This window comes from Lederbergia citri, assembly GCF_018343625.1.
Classification (GTDB): Bacteria; Bacillota; Bacilli; order Bacillales; family Bacillaceae_C; genus Lederbergia; species Lederbergia citri.
Window position 1 is genome coordinate 496,218 of sequence record NZ_JAGYPG010000003.1, and the last position, 17,852, is coordinate 514,069.

The window sequence follows — 17,852 nt, forward strand, 5'->3', positions numbered from 1 at the left end:
TTAAAAGCATAATGAACATATGAATATTCGCAATATTTTGTGAAAGCGTTGTCAATTTTATCTAACTCTTGTACAAGACGAAAATTAATGATATTCAAAATCAGCTGTTATTGTACTCATAATATCTGTTGAGCCGGGCTGAATAGGAGTCGTGGCCGCACCTTTTACAAAAGCGGTCGTTTCAAAAGGAATTGGTCCACTAGGTTGCTTTGGATTTTCAGTTATTAAAATAGGTGTTTTAACTAAATGTACCTTTAGTGTTCGGGCAATTGTTTCGGCCTTTTCAATTGCATTGACCACTGCTAGAGACAATGCTTCTTTGTAGTATTGGTCATAATTGGATATTTCAAACTTTACATTCGAAACTATATTAGCCCCATTTTTGACGGCTTCATCTACTACCTTTCCAGACATTTCAATTTGGAAAATACTTATTTCTAGCAAATGATCCACTTTATATGTTCTAAATTCCTGCTTTCCGTCAACAAAATCATATTGCGGAAAGATAGAGTAATCTACCGTTTTAATTTGCTTGTCCTTTATCCCCATTTGATTTAATGCCCGCTTAATTTTCGTAATCAACTCAGCATTTTCTTCCTGAGCTAGCTTTAATGTTTTACTCTCGGTTGAAGCTCCCAATGTTACTTTAGCGTGATCAGGCTGAACAGAAACTTTTCCTTCTCCAATCACTTGAATGATCTCTTTTTTGTTTTCAAGAATTGTATTTGGGTATCGATAAGATTGATAATGCAAAATTGCCCCCCACTTTCAGTTATTTATTAATATGTACGGATGTTTTAAAAGAAAGATACAGGGAATGTGAAATTTAAATTAAAAGAAATTGTGGTGGGTACTAAGACCTAATTCGATTGACACTTTAATCCAGTAATGTTAGCATGTTAAAAAATAATTAACACTAAACCTATCGGAATTATAAAGAAAACAGAAAAAAACAAGTATATATCGCTATGAGATTAACAATCTAACTATTGACTATTGACGTAATATTATTTAGAATTCGAATAAACTGATAATATATTATCATATAGTAATAATGGATTATCTATATATGAGAAATAGAGGAGGGGCGGAAGTGGAACGAATTACGGCATTTCGCGGGACACAATTACGTTGCAAAGGATGGCGCCAAGAAGCATTGCTTCGTATGCTTGAAAATGTTTTGGAAAACGGAGAAAACCAAAAGGAATTGGTCGTATATGCTGCACTCGGAAAGGCAGCAAGGAATTGGGATGCTTATCATGCAATTGTGGATGCCCTTAAAAATATTGAAGAGGATGAGACTTTAGTCATTCAATCAGGAAAGCCGATTGGAATTTTGAAAACCCATGCATTTGCTCCTATTGTCATCATGGCTAACTGCAATATGGTCGGGAAATGGGCGACTAGTGATAACTTTTACGATTTGCAGGAAAAAGGTCTGATTATGTGGGGAGGTTTAACTGCGGCTGCATGGCAATATATCGGGTCGCAAGGTGTGATTCAAGGTACATATGAAATTTTTGCTGCTATTGCAAATAAGCATTTTAACGGGAGCTTGGCAGGAAAATTTATTTTAACAGCAGGACTAGGTGGAATGGGAGGCGCGCAACCTCTAGCGGGTGTGATGGTAGGTGCCGCTATTCTCGCAGTAGAAATGGATGAAGCTCGTGTCGATAAAAGAATTTCGGATGGTTATTTACAAAAGAAAGCCCATCATCTTGATGAGGCATTGGCTTGGATTAGAGAAGCAGTTTCAAAAGGAGAAAGTGTAAGTGTCGGCCTATTCGGAAATGCGGCTGATGTTTACCCAGAGCTTGTAAAACGGGACATCACTCCGGATATTGTAACTGACCAAACTTCTGCGCATGACTTGTTATATGGGTACATTCCGTCTCACTATACACTCGAAGATGTAAAACGTGTTCGTGAAAGCAATCCTAGCAAACTGGAGCAAGATGCAAGAGCGTCCATCGCACTGGAAGTTGCTGCTATGCTTACATTTAAAAAACGCGGTGCTGTTGTTTTTGATAATGGAAATAACATTCGAACCCAAGCATATCAATATGGAATTAAAGATGCGTTTGAGATTGATATTTTTACAGAAGCATATTTAAGGCCACTCTTCAGCCGTGCGATCGGTCCTTTTCGTTGGATTGCACTAACTGGAGAGCCAAATGATATTCATGCGATTGATCACTATATATTGGAAAATTTTAAGGAAAACAAAATTGCTACGAATTGGATTTCATTAGCAAATAAATATGTGCCGTTTCAAGGTTTGCCGGCACGAATAGGCTGGTTTGGGCATGGAGAGAGAACTCGTCTTGCTTTAGCGGTTAATGAAATGGTGAGAAATGGTACGTTGAGTGGGCCAATTGCGTTTTCAAGAGACCACCTCGATGCGGGTGCGATGACACACCCTAATATTATGACTGAGCGGATGAAGGACGGAAGTGATGCGATTTCTGACTGGCCACTTCTCAATGCTATGTTAAGTTGCTCATCGATGGCGGATTTAACAGCGATTCACTCTGGTGGAGGCGGTTATTCAGGGTATATGACAAGTGCCGGAATAACGCTTGTTGCAGATGGGACAGCTGAAGCAGATATACGGTTAAAACATGCGTTAGACAATGATACAAGCCTAGGTGTACTAAGATATGCAGATGCTGGATATGAAGAATCCTTCGATGAAATTGAGAAAAAGGGAATTCGACGAATCGAACTGTAAAAGAGAGGAGAAATCATATGCGTGTACTTACGATGGAAGATGTGAAAGCTGCTGTAGCAGGTGGTTCTGTTTATGCCTCTGGCGGCGGTGGATGGGTAGATCATGGGTTGGAAATTGGAGGAACTGCGGTTACTATTGGCCAGCCAAAACTAGTGTCGGTCGATGAACTTCCTGATGATGCGATTATTATTACGTGTACGGCGATTGGTGCACCAGCTGGAAAGACGGATTGGCAAATGCTAGGTGTAGATTATATAAAAGCTGTTAAATTACTAATGGAAAATTATGAAGGGAAAGTAGTCGGTGTCATGACTCCGCAAAATGGCATGTCCAGTTCCATTAATGGCTGGTTGCCTGCTGCGATGCTCGACTTAGTCGTTGTCGATGCTACTGGAGATATTCGCGCTCATCCAACTGGAAAGATGGGACAAATGGGAGTGGCAGCTGATCCGAATTTTGAAACAATCCAGGTTGTTGTCGGGGGAAAAAAGGAAACAGGTTCATATATTGAGCTTGTTGTAAAAGGTTCTCCTGGTAAAACTTCTAATATTTTGCGTACCGCGTCTGATATGTCGGGTGGCTTTATTGCAGCTGCTAGGCTCCCGCTTCCTGCTAGCTATATTAAAAAGCATGCAGCTATAGGCGGCATCTCAATCGCTATTAATCTTGGAAAAGCGATTATTGAGGCGGAACCAAATGGAGCCGAAGCGGTTATACAAACTATTTGTGAGCATACGAAAGGTGAAATATTGGGAAGAGGGAAAGTTGTCTCAACAACGGTTGAGTATTCCGGTGCCTTTGATTTTGGAAAAGTAGTTGTCGATGTAGGTGACAAATCATTAACGATGCATGTCATGAATGAATTTATGGCAGTGGATGATTCACAAGGCAATCGCCTGACAACTTATCCAGATGTCATTACTGCTATTTCGACTGAAACAGGTAAACCGTTGAGTGCAGGGGCACTAGAGCCAGGTATGGAAATTGCCGTATTCAGAATTCATAAAAACCATATTCCACTAAGCTCTAGTGTTAAAGATGCATCTGTATACCCAGAGGTTGAAGCTGCATTAGGCATTCAAATTGCCGACTATGCATTAAGTGAGTAAGTCTATCATATTAGTAAAACTGGCTTATTACGTTGTTAATTTTGATACGGAGTTGATTGGAGCGGAAATCAACATTCAATTTTAGCAAAGCCAAAATCATAAGGAGGGAGGGGTCGGATGGAGCTATTAATGAAAGCATATGATTATTTAATTGAAAACCATGTGCGATTTTTAGAGGAGCTGCAAGTTCACATCACTTTGAGTTTATCCGCTTTATTCCTTGGTTTGGTCATTTGTATTCCATTAGGCATTTGGTGTGCTAAAAATCAAAAAGTTGCCGCCACCATCATGAATACGGTCAATTCGATTCGCGTCATTCCGAGTCTAGCAATCTTAGTTATTATGTTGCCGTTAATAGGAACAGGATTTTGGCCGGCGTTAGTAGCACTAACGGTACTAGCATGCCCTCCGATCCTCATCAATACTTTTCTGGGGTTTCGAGGAATTGATCCTGCGATTCTTGAATCTGCTAATGGAATGGGGATGAGTCAGAAAGCGGTTCTCCGAAAAATCGAGTTTCCGCTTGCCATGCCACTTATGATTGCTGGTGCAAAAACAGCGAGTGTCGAAGTGCTTGCCAGCGCCTCTCTAGCGGCTTTTATAGGAGGCGGCGGACTTGGAACCTTTATCATTAACGGATTGAGCATGTATAAATTTCAAGTTTTACTCGTAGGTGCTATTCCAATTGCACTTTTGACTATTTTTTCTGAAGTAATATTTTCATTTGTTGAGAGAAAGACTACGAGGTATCAAAGAGATTCATAGAATCATTAAATAAACTTTTTGGGGGAATTAAGTTGAAAAGAAAATCATTTCTTGTTTTATCTATCTTGCTTGTTTTTTCAGTGCTTCTAAGTGCGTGCGGTGGTTCTTCAAAAATAAAGGTTGGCTCGAAGAACTTTACCGAATCCTTAATTTTAGGAGAAATGTATGCCTTGGCTTTGGAGGATGCTGGTTTTAAAGTAGAGCGAAAACTTAATCTTAACGGTACGCTTGTAGCACATGAAGCTCTTAAAAAGGGTGATATTGACGTGTATCCTGAGTATACAGGCACTGGGCTTCTAAATATTATGGAAGAAAAGCCTATCTCTGACCCGCAGCAAGTGTATGATATGGTATCAGATTTTTATAAAAAGAAATTTGATCTTGTTTGGTTGACGCCATCGAATGCCAACAATACCCAAGCGATTGCGGTTTCTAAAAAAGCTTCTGACGAATATGGAATCAAAACACTTTCTGACCTTCAAAAGAATGCCGCAAACATCGATTTTGCAGCTGTCCCTGAATTCGAGGAACGTGAAGATGGGCTGCTTGGTATGAATAAAGTGTATGGTGATTTTAATTTTAAAAGCTTAAAGCTTTATGACTATGGTGTAAAATATCGTGCTGTATTAAATGATGAAGTACAAGGTACAGTGGCTTTTGGAACAGATGGAGATTTGACGAATCCTGATCTCGTCCTTTTGGAAGATGATAAGCATTTATGGCCTCCATATTTCGTTGCACCTGTTATTCGCCAAGAAACATTGGATAAAGATGAGAAGATTAGACAGAAGTTAGATGAAATCTCTGCAAAGCTAGACAATGAAACGATGCAAAAGCTAAATGCTGAAGTAGACTTAAATCAGCGTGAATATGAAGATGTAGCAAAAGAATTCTTGAAAAACGAAGGTATTATTAAGTAATAAAGACGATGCTTTTCCCGATTTGATATCGGGAAAAGTCTATTTTTACAAGTAAAGCAAAAAGTAAAAAATTATGAAAGTGTCTAGCTCCAGCGCCTATCGACTAGCAAACTTCCTGTCCTTTTCCCTACGATAAGTCAACATCAATTCGCCTTGCAGGCTCATTGTGTTTCCTTTATCTCAGTCAAAGGCCCTGAAGTTTGTACGTCGATGAGCAAGGCGCTTACGCTTTTCTAATGAATTGAAGGTGAACGGTTTGACGAAAAACGCTATTGTTTTTGAAGACGTATCTAAACAGTTTCCTAAAGCGCCGAAACCGTCCGTGTATCCGACGAATCTCATAATTGAGGAAGGTAGCTTTGTCACTATATTAGGGGCTTCAGGTTGTGGAAAAACGACTTTGCTGAAAATGGTGAACCGTATTTATGATATGACATCTGGCAGGATTTTGGTTCATGGTCAAGATATAAAAAAGATGCCTGTAACAGAACTAAGAAGAAACATAGGCTATGTCATACAGCAAATTGGTTTATTCCCTCATATGACGATCGCTGAAAATATAGCGACAGTACCGAAAGAATTAGGTTGGGATTCGAAGGAAATTGATGAAAGAATAGATTTTCTGCTAGAGCTGGTTCACTTGCCTCCAAAAGACTATCGAAATCGTTATCCAAGACAGCTATCTGGCGGTCAGCAGCAGAGGATTGGGTTGGCACGAGCATTAGCAGGCAATCCTTCCATTATGTTAATGGACGAACCATTTGGTGCAATAGATGCGATTACACGAAGCTCCTTGCAAGATGAAATGATTCGTATTCAGCGCAAGCTCAATAAAACGATATTATTTGTGACCCATGATATCGACGAAGCATTAAAATTAGGAGATAAAATCGTTATTATGAATGAAGGTGTCATTCAGCAATTTGACACTCCTTTAAATATTATTACGAATCCAGCCAATTCTTTTGTCAGTCAGCTTGTACACTCAGAAGATATTGTGCAGCATTTAAGTTTGTTAAGGGCCGACCATGTAATGGAACCTCTTACGGATGAGCCGGTAGATGAAGAAGTAAAAGTAAAGCATGCCGAGAATTTAAAAAATGTTTTAACACATATTTTACAAGGACATGGCGATTCAGTCATTGTAACAGATGATGAGGATACTCCGATTGGAAGAGTTACTTTGTCTGGTTTAAAAGGTTATATTGCAGGGATTGGTTGATGATTGATTCTGCTTCTTAAAGCGGAGGTGAGGCTTAGACATGTTTTCATTTCTAATAAACTATTACGATCGTATATTAATGTTATTCTTTCAACACCTTATGCTAACTGCTGTTTCTTTAAGCTTAGCGTTGTTGATTGCATTGCCGATTGGGGTTTTTTTATCAAGATATAAAAAAATTTCCGTCCCGGTATTATCCATCCTTGGAATTCTTTATTCCATACCGAGCTTAGCGATGTTTGCATTCCTCATACCGTTTGTCGGATTAGGATTAAAACCCGCAATAATTGCATTAATTGCCTATAGTCAACTTATCCTCGTTCGAAATGTGATGGTCGGTTTTCAATCCATCGATCCTTCTATTATCGAGGCGGGAAGAGGAATGGGGTTAGGACCGTTTCGATTATTTTGGAAAATCGAATTTCCACTTGCATTACCTGTCATTTTAGGCGGAGTTAGGATTGCCACCATTTCCATTATAGGGATTGCAACGATTGCAGCCTGGATCAATGCTGGGGGATTAGGTGTTATTTTGTTTGAAGGACTTTATCAAAATCACACTCCTAAAATGATTTGGGGCACCATTTTTGTATCCTTGCTAGCCATCGTTTCCAATCAGCTATTATTAGCTTTAGAGAAGAGAGCAGCGTTGAAAGTTAGAGGAGAACTCGCAGCTAAATAATTGATTTTACATCGAATGAGGTAGATTGAAGTGACCGTTAATAAGAATCAGACGATCGAGAGAGCTTTGGATATTATTTTTTCATTATCCGAAGCGGAGTCTAATTTGACAGTGGGTGAGATTGCAGCAAAAGTAGATATTCCTGAAAGTACGGCCTATCGCCTCATTCAAACATTGGAACAGTATGGGATGGTCGAAAGGAAATCAGTAGGACAAATTAGATTGGGTATGCGCATATTAGATTTGGCTAGAAGCTTACAACAGCAGTTGGACCGAGAATTACTAACAATCGCCCGACCTATTATGGAAGAATTAACAGAAAAATATAATGAGACTTCCATTCTTTGTGTGAGGTCAGCATCACAAGTCATATGTGTGCAAAGTGTTGAAACACAAAGGATGCTGCGCCTCTCAGTAGAAATTGGGAAAATAATGCCACTCGACAGGGGAGCATCTGGCAAAGCCATACTAGCCTTTGAACAAAGACAAACAATGGATCAACTGATTAAATCAATTCCGGAAGCCAAGCTTAGACAAAGCATAGAAAAGGAAATAGACACAATAAGAGAACAAGGCTATTGTTTGACATTTGGTGAAGTTGACACGAATATTTTTGGATTGGCGGTTCCTATTTATGATATCAACAAGCGAGTCATTGCTTCGTTGACAGTGGCTGGACCAACGGAGCGTTGGGATCAGGAAAACGGTGAGGAATTTATCAAAGCAGTCGTTTCTTCAGCACATGAAATTACAAAGAAGCTTTCTCATATTTCCTAGACGGAGGAGAATGAATGAAAACACTTGATTTGCTTGTGAAAGGCAATGTTGTTTTGCCTGACCGGGTCGTTTACGATGCGACTATCGCTGTATCAAATGGAAAAATAAGCGGCATTTATGAAGGGGACAGCGGTCTATCTGTACAGGAAATCGTTGATGCGACTGGCTGTTATATCCTTCCAGGTGCAATTGATGCACATGTTCATTGTTTTAGCTCGCTGGATGAAGGTTTTACAAACGCTGGTCTTTCCGCTGCGGCGGGGGGCGTTACGACTATGATTGAAATGCCTTATGATGCAACAGGTATGGTTTGCACTGAAAAAATGTTTTTAGAAAAAATAGCTCGTTTGGAAAAAGAGTCCGTTGTCGACACTGCCCTTTTAGCAACCATTCAAAAAGAGGATGGATTGGATGAAATTGCAAAACTAACAGATGCTGGTGCATGTGGATTTAAAGTGTCAATGTTTAATACAGACTCTTTTCGATTTCCACGAATTGATGAAGGTCAATTATTAGATGCTTTCTCAACGATTGCCCAAACAGGTTGTCCCGTCGGTGTTCATGCTGAAAATGATGATATCGTTAGGCGTTATATTCAAAAATATGAACATCAAGGTAAAGAGGATCCGCGTACTCATGCATATAGTCGTCCAAAAGTGGCAGAATCCGTTGCTGCTTTAACCGCACTGGAGTTAGCATTTTATACTGGAGTCACATTGCATTTATATCACAGTACGTTTCAACGCGTATTCGATATGGTTGACTTTTATCGTACCCAAGGTGTTCAAGTAACAGCTGAAACATGTACCCATTATCTCACTTTAAGTGAAGATGATATGTTGGAGCTCGGCGCCAGAGGGAAAATAAATCCTCCGCTTCGTAAAAAGGAAGATATAGCTGATTTGTGGGAGCTCATCGTAAAAGGAAAAATTGATATGGTCACCTCGGATCATGCACCGTGGACACTGGATCGGAAAGAAAATGAAGATATTTTTCAAAATGCTTCTGGGGCACCTGGCGTAGAAACATTATTGCCCATCATGTATAGCGAAGGTGTAGCTACAGGTAAAATTACGATTCTAGATCTTGTGCGCATTCTTTCAGAAAGACCAGCCCAAACATTTGGTTTGGATTATTGTAAAGGGAGTATAGAAATAGGAATGGATGCGGATTTAGTCGTTTTAAATCCGAACCAGACATATATGCTCGACGAAGCCACTTTACATTCTAATGCGAAGTGGAGTCCGTATCATAATCGCAAAATGCTTGGGAAAATTACTCATACTTTTGTTCGTGGGAAAATTGTATACAAAGAAGACGGACATTTACTAGGAGAACCTAGTTTTGGACGCTTTGTAAAAGCGAGGCATACAATAGGTAAGGAGTGTTTGCCTTGAAGCCGTTATTTACTCTTCACCCTAATGAAGAACGGATTCGCAACAATATTGAAACGCTTGCATCGATGGTGGACGAGACGAAACCTGGATGGACGAGGAGACCATTTACTCCTTGGTACAAAGAAGGGCGCTCTTGGTTAAAACAACAGATGGAACAAGCAGGATTGCAAGTCAGTACCGATGCAGGTGGAAATTTAATAGGAAAGATAGCAGGAAAAAATGATGACCTCAAACCAATTATGATTGGATCTCATACAGATACGGTTATAGGCGGGGGGAGGTTTGACGGCATTATTGGGGTTATTGCCGGCATCGAAATTTCCCGGCGTTTACAGGAAACAGGAATGACCTTGAATCATCCTCTCGAAATCGTTGACTTTACGGGGGAAGAGCCAAGTGAATTTGGCATATCGACGATTGGAAGTCGAGCAATGGTAGGGAATCTGACACCTGAAATGTTAAACCGTACCGACCAAACTGGTCTAGTATTGGCAGATGGAATACGAATGATTGGTGGAAATCCTGACACGATAAAAGAACTTGCCCGAAAAAAAGGCGACATCAGCTTATATTTGGAGTTGCATATTGAACAAGGTCCAGTTTTGGAACAGAAAAATAAACGGCTTGGAGTTGTAACTGGAATCGTCGGCATTCATCGTTATCGAGTAATAGTAGAAGGAAAACCTAATCATGCTGGGACAACTCCGATGGATATGCGATTTGATGCGTTGACAGGGGCGTCTGAATTAATATTGGAACTCGAAAGATTATGTAAGGAATCTTACGCGGATCCAGTAGTTGGGACGGTCGGGAAATTTATAAATGAGCCAAACGGAGCAAATGTCATTCCTGGACGAACAATGTTTGAATTAGAAGTTAGATCGATAGATACAGAGATTATTGAAAAGATTATGAATAAGTTTTCTGATTTTGCTAATCTAATTGCTTCCGAACGATCACTTAACATCAGCTTGGATAACTTATCAAAGTCAGATGCCATACGCGTCCTTCCGGAAGTGCAGGACGAAATTGCTGCTGCTTGTTCTGCTACGGGCGAAACCCATTATTTGCCGAGCGGAGCGGGACATGATGCCAATCAACTCGCAAACATTGCCCCAGTGGGAATGATTTTTGTTCCTAGCCGAGACGGAAGAAGCCATTGTCCTGAAGAGTGGACGGATTTTGAAGATGTCGGAAAAGGGATAGAGGCTTTGGCTAGAGCAGTTATTCATTTTGATCAAAAAAATACCAATTAATTGATAGAAGGTGAAAGCCGGTGACTTGCGAATCTAAGAACCTCATTCTCGATGGATATTCTTTATCATATGACAAAATAGTAGAATTTATAGAATGTCCAAGCATACAAGTCGCATTATCGGCAGCAGCCATAGAGAGAGTAAAACATTATCGTTCTGCTGTTGATCAATGGTTGTTAGAAGATAAGAAAGCTATTTATGGGGTAACGACAGGGTTAGGGAAATTAAAGGATTATGTTGTTGATGAACATGACCAAAATGCTTTTCAACATAATATTTTTCTTTCCCACGCTGTTGGCCTCGGTCCCGATTTCCCTGAACAAATCGTACGCCTCGCTATGCTGTTAAGGGCAAATGTACTTGCACGCGGTCATTCTGGTGTCAGAGTCGAAATGATTGAAAGGTTATTATTACTGTTGAACAAAGGTGTCATTCCATGTGTTCCTCAAATCGGATCTTTAGGGGTTGGGGATTTACAGCCAATGGCACATATCGGTTTATGTATGGTTGGAGCGCCTGAAGGAAGGGCGTGTTACAAAGGGGAAGAAGGAAGAAGCAATGCCTTATTAAAAAAAGCTAATATTAATCCGGTTCAATTTAAGATGAAGGCAAAAGAAGCATTAGCTTTAATAGATGGAAGTACGATGGTATTGGCATCTTCTTTATTTGAATATTATCAAGTTGAGAAACTTATCAGTATAGCTGATATGGCGGCTGCAATGACAATAGAAGCAACTCGTGGAGAATTGGATGCACTCGATTCAAGGATTCATGAGGCAAATAATCTTTTCGCGGAACAAGAAACGGCCCAAATATTAGCTGAATTTTTAAAAGGAACCGAGTGGTGTACTCCAGAAGGAAGACAACGTTTAGGAGAATTTTCACCCCGTGTCCAGGATGCTGTAAGTATTCGTTCGACCGCCCAGGTTCATGGAGCGATCAAAGATGTCTTACAATACGTAAAATCTATATTAGTAAGAGAGATGAATGCATCAAAAGATAATCCGCTTATTTTTACTGATGGAGTGAAGTTTGAGAGCTTAAGTGGGGGCAATTATCACGCTGCCCACCTTTCCTATGCACTAGATTTTATGGGCATTGTGCTTACAGATATGGCCATTATTTCAGAAAGAAGATCTGCTCGTTTACTCGATCCTATTATGAGTTATGGTCTTCCAGCTAATTTAATTGCTGGGGCAGGACTAAACACTGGCTTTGCACTTGTTCACGCAAACGCTACTGCCTTGGTGAGCGAAATGAGAATATTAACTACTCCTGCTAGTGTAGGTTCAATTCCTTCTAAAGGAAATCAAGAAGACCACAATAGTATGGCAATGACTGGGGTTCGCAAGCTGATGAACATGATTGATTATGCCCATCAAGTTTTAGCGATTGAACTCCTATTATCTGCACAAGCAATTGATTTAATTGCTGAAAATATGGATGGGCTAGCGATGGGAAAAGGAACGACAATCCTCCACCGATGGATAAGGCAATCGATAGAGCCAATGTGGGAAGATCGTTATATTTTAGCGGATCTACAAAAAATGATTAGTTTTGTAGAAAGTGGAGAAATTTTAAAACAGTTTAAAATTGTCTCCCCGGTGTAAAACAAGAGCACATAAATGTAAAAGACCATTCAGGTGCTCTTGCTTATGTCTGATTTTGTTTTTGGATTTTTTTTCTTCCTATTTCTAAACAAAGCAATAAGCAGTAATAGAAATGGAAGAATTGTTTGTACAAAGAGAGCAAAGGGTGGAAAAACAATCATATTAACCATAACAAATCTCATTGCACTTGGAATCGACCAGAAGGTAAATTCTATAAGTAAAAGTCCGATTGGCCAAATGATCAGTTTGTAATCTGATAGATTAAGCCACTGTGCCGTTCCTAGCACAACAGCATAATAAAATACGGATATTTTCATAAAAGCCCCAACAATCCATACTGCCATTATAACGGATTCCAAGTTTTCAAAAAAATCGGCGTAGCTTATATAACGTCCCACGTTCATTAAAGGGTATACTTTAGTAGCAGTTACTATTCCAAGTACAAAAAGTACAGTGAGGTTTACGATTACTAAAGTAATCATGATTGAAAAAACATTAATTAAACTGTATTTTAATCCCTTTTTTTCATCTTTTAAAAATGGAAGAAGAAAAATGATAAGAAAAAATTCCGTAAACCATCCACCAAGTACAATAGAACCTTTTAGAGGTGGACCTATGCCGTTTTCTAATATTGGTAGGATATTCCCTACATCATAATTTGGAATTAATAAGATGCATAAAATGAGGAGTGGAAAGACAAAAAGTGGAAAAAACAATTGTGCAAGCCTACCTAATACTTCCAATCCTGCATGAACAGCCGCTGCACAAAGCAGAACCATCGACCCAACGATGACGACCATCGGGGTTTTAAATAAAAAAGAGCCAATGATGAATTCACTATAATCCCTAATAATTTGCCCAGTTGTTTGTATATAGAAAAATAAAATAATAAAGCTGATTATTTTACCTGGAATCTTCCCTATTATTTTTTCTATGGATTGAATTATTGTTTCTTTCGGGTAAAGTTTATAAAGCTTATATGCAATTAATACAGTTACAAAGCCAACTATCGACGAAAACATAGGTGAAATCCATAAGTCATGTGGAGCATACATTGCTGTTATGCTTGGAACTGAAAGGATAGCAGTAGCTACAATTGTAGGATACATCAACAAAGCCATCTGAAGAGATGAAATTCTTCCTTTCTCCATAACGAATGCTCCTTTCGTTAAAAAATATGTAGGATAACTTATTTTCTCATGAACTTTCCAATGTTGGGTCTAATAGTCTTTTAAATATTGAATTTGGTCCACTGCAAAATCAATGAAAATTCAGTCATTCATGTGCTCTTGCTAGTATTGGATGTTGTTTGCGTCTTCTTTTTCTTCCTATTCCTAAACAAAGCAATTAGAAGTAAAAAGAATGGGAGAATCGTTTGCATAAAGATTGAATAAGGTGCATACACGATAATAGCAATCATGAAATTCCTCATTGTGTTTGGGAGAGACCAGAAGCTAAATTCTACAAGTATTATTGCGATTGGCCATATGATGAGCTTGTAGTCAGAAAGATTCAGCCACTGTGCCGTTCCTATAACAAGGGCATAGTAAGCAACAGAAATTTTAATAAAAGCTCCGACAATCCATACCGCCATAATAACGGATTCTAAGTTTTCGAAGAAATCACCGTAGCTTATGTAACGTCCAACATTCATTAACGGGTATACTTTAGACGCAGTTGTAATTCCTAGTACAAAAAGAACTGTTAGATTCACCAAAACTAACGTAACCATGATGCCAAGAACATTCGTAAAATTGTGTTTTAATACCTTTTTTTCATCTTTCAAAAAGGGAAGAAAAAAAATCATAAGAAAAAATTCCGAAAACCAACCTCCCAGTACGATAGATCCTTTAAGAGGAGGGACAATGCCATGTTCTAAAATTGGAAATATATTCCCTACATCATAATTAGGAATTAATAAAAGAAACAATAAGAAAAGAGGTATTACAAACAACGGAAAAAATAATTGTGCTAGTCTTCCCAAAACTTCCACACCCGCATATATAGTTGCTGCACAAAGCAGAACCATCGTCCCAGTGATTACAACCATTGGGGTCTTAAACAAAAAAGATCCAACGATGAATGAACTATAATCTCTTAATATTTCTCCAGTAGTCATTATATAAAAAAATAAAATGAAAAAACCGATTATTTTCCCCGGAACCTTGCCGATTATTTTTTCTACGGATTGGATGATGGTTTCTTTTGGATAAAGCTTATAAAGTTTATATGAAATCAATACCGTGGCAAAGCCAACTATGGAAGAAAAAATGGGGGACATCCATAAGTCGTGTGGAGCGTAGTGTGCTGTAATGCTAGGAACAGAAAGGATAGCGGTGGCTACGATTGTTGGATAGATAAGCATAGCCAGTTGAAGAGACGAAATCCTTCCTTTCTCCATCACCATTTCTCCTTCCGATTTTAAAGAATTTAGTAGAAACGCTTATCTTCTCATGAATTTACCAAAGGTTGGGTCTAACAGTTTTTCAAGTATTGAATTTGGTCCTTCAATATATTGCAGATTAAATAAAGATAAACCCCAAGCAATGAAAAGAAGGATAAAAAATGCCCATTTATCTTTTTTGGGAGCTTGTTTCATTTTTTTCCATGTAATAAAGATGATAAAAACGATTATTCCAGCCACTATAAAGAAAGTTCCCCATCTCACAATTAATCACTCTTCTTTCTTCCAGCTGATTCATTTATATAACCCTGTCTTTTTATATGGGCTTTTACATCAATCACAACATCCACCTCTGGAAATTTTTCATTCCAGCGTTTTTCTACCCTTTCCCATTCTTTTGGATATTTGCGATGAAAATCTTTGGCAAAGTCTACAATATCGGCATTTAGCTTATTTTGTATTAAATCAATCGCTAACTGTACTCTTCCTTGAATTTTTTTTTCGTACGCTTTTTCTATTATTTTGATTGCTTTTTCACTTGTAATATCTAAATTTGTTGTGTTTAGTACGATAGAACCTTCCGTTTCTATTTTTACTTTCATGGTCCATTTATTATTTTGTATTTTAGGGATTAAATTGATGTTTGCAAATACAGGACTTAATGAAATTTCTCCATGGTCATCATTTACTCGAATCGTTACAGTGTAATCTTTTAATTCGTCTTTAAGCCAAAGTATGCCTCTTGTTTCTTTCTCTGACATTTTTCCAATCATTTTGTCATTTTTAAAAACAGCAGTTCCATAAATATGAGCATATTTACTAGTTTGTCCTTGCATTTGCTTTTCTTTAGAAATTTTCAAATAAGGGAGGGATGCAGCACTTGAATTTCCTATCAGCATTTCCTCAAGATCTTGCAAAGTTACTTTAATACCTGTGGTTAGTTTTGATTGCTCTTTGATTCTTTCTGATGAATAGCGCTCCAGCACAGCAGGCATTTCAAGGACTTCTTTTGCTTTACTCGCTACAAACATTAATGCTCTTTCTCTAGGTTGGGGTTGGCGCAGTAGATAGTCGATATGATTTTGTATGCCTCGTTTAGCTACTTTTTCGCCAAATATAAAAACTTTACATTGCCCCCAGAAAAGTTTGCGTGATAGCTTGCCTTGAATCTTAGATAATGCATCTGCAATATTATAGCCCTTTTGAGAAGTGATGAAGGTAACGGGACCAGCACTTCCTGGACCACCTGAACCACCAGTAGAAAAAGACTTTGGTATAAAAATCTGTAATGTGAGTTCGATTTTACCATTCTCTTCTATGTCAAAAGCTGCTGCCGTGATAATAGCCTGATCATTAATTTCAATTCTATCCCAACATCCAGTTAATAAAACGAGCATTCCCATGAAAAGTATTGAATGCAGTATTATCTTCATATTCCTCAATCAATCCCTTACGGATATCTTTAAGATTCCCCTCCCTTTTCGGGTCCAGGTTTCAGATTTTGTACTTGTCGGTACTTATTGTAACTTCCAGTGAGATGTGGCCGTTTGTCCATCTTCCAGAAAGGGGATCTCCATAAAACAGAATGCACCTCACTTTTTTGGATAGGAGCAAGCGGCGTTAAATAAGGAACTCCGAGAGAACGGAGACTGCAAAGATGAATGGCAATGGCAATTACTCCTAGCATGATCCCTAGTAATCCTAAAGAGCTTCCTAGTAAAATGATAGGAAAGCGTAGCATTCTAATGGCAATTCCGGCAACATATCTAGGGATTAAAAATGACGCAATTCCTGTAATCGCCACGACTATAACCATGGGAGCTGATACTAACCCCGCTTGAACAGCAGACTGCCCAATTACGAGTGCTCCAACGATACTGATAGCGGAACCAATTTGTTTCGGTAAGCGAATCCCCGCTTCCCTTAGCGCTTCAAAAGTTATTTCCATTAAAAGAACCTCAACGATTGCAGGAAAAGGGACTGTTTCTCTTGCAGAGGCAATACTAAACAACAATGTCCCTGGAATCATTTCTTGGTGAAAAGTCGTTATAGCTACATAAATTGCAGGAAGAAAAAGAGATATCCCTGTGAATAAATAACGTAACCAACGAATTAAAGAACTGATTATGTATCTTTGATAATAATCTTCTGGTGTTTGAAGCAAGGAAAAGAACGTAATGGGAGCAATGATAGAAAAAGGAGTTCCCTCAACTAAGATGGCTATACGTCCTTCTAATAAATTGCTGCACACTACATCAGGGCGTTCTGTTGAAAGAAACTGTGGAAAAGGTGAATAAGGGTTGTCTTCTATTAATTCCTCAATGTATTCACTCTCTAGAATCGCGTCTACATTTATTCGTTTTAGGCGATTTTCAACTTCCGTAACCAATGTTTGATCAACAAGTCCTTCAACGTAGGTAATAGCGACGGTTGTTGTTGTATACTTGCCAATTTTCATTGTTTTGATTTTCAATGCAGGACTTTTAATGATACGACGTATTAAAGATGTGTTAACCCCGAGCGATTCCACAAAACCTTCCCGTGGTCCTTTAATGACTGATTCACTCTCAGGTTCTTCTACTGCTCTCTTTTCGGATTTTGCTAACCCTAAAGATAATGCATAATTTTGCCCGTCAATTAGAATGATGGGATTGCCGCTTGAGATGGATTCTATGCAGTCCGCAAATAATTGTATTTTTTTAATTTTGCTGACGGGTAATTTATTAAAAACGAGTTCATTGAAAGGTTCATCTTTCGTTTGATTTTTCGTTAGTGGAGTCAATACATATTCTTCAATCCCCTCTACGTCGGAAAGACCTTCAATATATATAATTACGGCGAGATTTTTTTCAAATATAAGAAACGAGCGAATTACAACGTCATAGCAGTTATTGTAAATTTCACGAAACTTCACGAGGTTTTCATCCATGTTGTTTAGCAGGGCATCTTGCGGCTTGGGAGGTTGTTGCTTTTCCTTCT

At 38.7% G+C, this 17,852-nt stretch carries 16 protein-coding genes; 10 read left to right on the top strand and 6 right to left on the bottom strand.

The genetic code is table 11. The annotated features are described in order from the left end of the window. Nucleotides 1-84 precede the first annotated feature (84 nt). A complete protein-coding gene (locus KHA97_RS18490; protein WP_233713623.1) occupies nt 85-753 on the bottom strand; it encodes an SIMPL domain-containing protein in 669 nt (222 codons plus the stop codon). A gap of 316 nt (nt 754-1,069) precedes the next feature. Between KHA97_RS18490 and KHA97_RS18495 the strand changes: the two genes are divergently transcribed. The 10 genes from KHA97_RS18495 (at nt 1,070) to KHA97_RS18540 (ending at nt 12,469) form a co-directional block, all read left to right on the top strand. Next, nucleotides 1,070-2,731 carry a urocanate hydratase gene (locus tag KHA97_RS18495; RefSeq protein ID WP_213126237.1) on the top strand — a complete coding sequence of 554 codons (1,662 nt, stop codon included), beginning with the start codon at nt 1,070-1,072 and terminating at the stop codon, nt 2,729-2,731. 17 nt (nt 2,732-2,748) lie between these two features. Further along, nucleotides 2,749-3,840 carry a DUF917 domain-containing protein gene (locus tag KHA97_RS18500; RefSeq protein WP_233713624.1) on the top strand — a complete coding sequence of 364 codons (1,092 nt, stop codon included), beginning with the start codon at nt 2,749-2,751 and terminating at the stop codon, nt 3,838-3,840. A 117-nt stretch (nt 3,841-3,957) separates the two neighbouring features. After that, nucleotides 3,958-4,605, top strand: coding sequence for an ABC transporter permease (locus KHA97_RS18505; RefSeq protein WP_213126238.1), 648 nt, complete (start codon nt 3,958-3,960; stop codon nt 4,603-4,605). 32 nt (nt 4,606-4,637) lie between these two features. Then, nucleotides 4,638-5,525 (top strand): ABC transporter substrate-binding protein, encoded by an 888-nt coding sequence (locus KHA97_RS18510; RefSeq protein WP_213126239.1) that lies wholly within the window; start codon nt 4,638-4,640, stop codon nt 5,523-5,525. A gap of 256 nt (nt 5,526-5,781) precedes the next feature. After that, nucleotides 5,782-6,747, top strand: coding sequence for an ABC transporter ATP-binding protein (locus KHA97_RS18515; protein ID WP_213126240.1), 966 nt, complete (start codon nt 5,782-5,784; stop codon nt 6,745-6,747). A 40-nt stretch (nt 6,748-6,787) separates the two neighbouring features. Further along, nucleotides 6,788-7,429 (top strand): ABC transporter permease, encoded by a 642-nt coding sequence (locus KHA97_RS18520; protein WP_213126241.1) that lies wholly within the window; start codon nt 6,788-6,790, stop codon nt 7,427-7,429. Between the two features lie 30 nt (nt 7,430-7,459). Beyond that, a complete protein-coding gene (locus KHA97_RS24525; RefSeq protein ID WP_213126242.1) occupies nt 7,460-8,206 on the top strand; it encodes an IclR family transcriptional regulator in 747 nt (248 codons plus the stop codon). 14 nt (nt 8,207-8,220) lie between these two features. After that, nucleotides 8,221-9,603, top strand: a complete 1,383-nt coding sequence (locus tag KHA97_RS18530) for a dihydroorotase (RefSeq protein WP_213126243.1) — start codon at nt 8,221-8,223, stop codon at nt 9,601-9,603. Continuing rightward, the gene (locus KHA97_RS18535) at nt 9,600-10,859 is read left to right on the top strand and encodes a Zn-dependent hydrolase (protein ID WP_233713625.1); all 1,260 of its coding nucleotides are present in this window, start codon (nt 9,600-9,602) and stop codon (nt 10,857-10,859) included. Before KHA97_RS18530 ends, KHA97_RS18535 begins: the two co-directional genes overlap by 4 nt. Before the next feature lie 20 nt (nt 10,860-10,879). Continuing rightward, nucleotides 10,880-12,469 (top strand): HAL/PAL/TAL family ammonia-lyase, encoded by a 1,590-nt coding sequence (locus tag KHA97_RS18540; RefSeq protein WP_213126244.1) that lies wholly within the window; start codon nt 10,880-10,882, stop codon nt 12,467-12,469. A 29-nt stretch (nt 12,470-12,498) separates the two neighbouring features. Here the strand turns inward: KHA97_RS18540 and KHA97_RS18545 are convergent, their stop codons facing one another. The 5 genes from KHA97_RS18545 to KHA97_RS18565 all read right to left on the bottom strand — a co-directional run bounded on the left by KHA97_RS18545 (nt 12,499) and on the right by KHA97_RS18565 (nt 17,802). Then, nucleotides 12,499-13,620, bottom strand: a complete 1,122-nt coding sequence (locus KHA97_RS18545; RefSeq protein WP_213126245.1) for a GerAB/ArcD/ProY family transporter — start codon at nt 13,618-13,620, stop codon at nt 12,499-12,501. 128 nt (nt 13,621-13,748) lie between these two features. Next, entirely contained in the window at nt 13,749-14,870 is a 1,122-nt protein-coding gene (locus tag KHA97_RS18550; protein ID WP_213126246.1) for a GerAB/ArcD/ProY family transporter, read from the bottom strand. 42 nt (nt 14,871-14,912) lie between these two features. Next, the gene (locus tag KHA97_RS18555) at nt 14,913-15,137 is read right to left on the bottom strand and encodes a hypothetical protein (RefSeq protein WP_213126247.1); all 225 of its coding nucleotides are present in this window, start codon (nt 15,135-15,137) and stop codon (nt 14,913-14,915) included. 2 nt (nt 15,138-15,139) lie between these two features. Then, the gene (locus KHA97_RS18560) at nt 15,140-16,306 is read right to left on the bottom strand and encodes a Ger(x)C family spore germination protein (RefSeq protein WP_213126248.1); all 1,167 of its coding nucleotides are present in this window, start codon (nt 16,304-16,306) and stop codon (nt 15,140-15,142) included. A 29-nt stretch (nt 16,307-16,335) separates the two neighbouring features. After that, entirely contained in the window at nt 16,336-17,802 is a 1,467-nt protein-coding gene (locus KHA97_RS18565) for a spore germination protein (protein WP_213126475.1), read from the bottom strand. Nucleotides 17,803-17,852 lie beyond the last annotated feature (50 nt).

Bases quoted from the DNA above. Each gene is read 5' to 3' on its own strand.
- KHA97_RS18495 (WP_213126237.1), top strand. From the start codon at position 1,070: ATGAGAAATAGAGGAGGGGCGGAAGTGGAACGAATTACGGCATTTCGC.
- KHA97_RS18500 (WP_233713624.1), top strand. From the start codon at position 2,749: ATGCGTGTACTTACGATGGAAGATGTGAAAGCTGCTGTAGCAGGTGGT.
- KHA97_RS18505 (WP_213126238.1), top strand. From the start codon at position 3,958: ATGGAGCTATTAATGAAAGCATATGATTATTTAATTGAAAACCATGTG.
- KHA97_RS18520 (WP_213126241.1), top strand. From the start codon at position 6,788: ATGTTTTCATTTCTAATAAACTATTACGATCGTATATTAATGTTATTC.
- KHA97_RS18530 (WP_213126243.1), top strand. From the start codon at position 8,221: ATGAAAACACTTGATTTGCTTGTGAAAGGCAATGTTGTTTTGCCTGAC.
- KHA97_RS18545 (WP_213126245.1), bottom strand. From the start codon at position 13,620: ATGGAGAAAGGAAGAATTTCATCTCTTCAGATGGCTTTGTTGATGTAT.
- KHA97_RS18550 (WP_213126246.1), bottom strand. From the start codon at position 14,870: ATGGAGAAAGGAAGGATTTCGTCTCTTCAACTGGCTATGCTTATCTAT.
- KHA97_RS18560 (WP_213126248.1), bottom strand. From the start codon at position 16,306: ATGAAGATAATACTGCATTCAATACTTTTCATGGGAATGCTCGTTTTA.
- KHA97_RS18565 (WP_213126475.1), bottom strand. From the start codon at position 17,802: ATGGATGAAAACCTCGTGAAGTTTCGTGAAATTTACAATAACTGCTAT.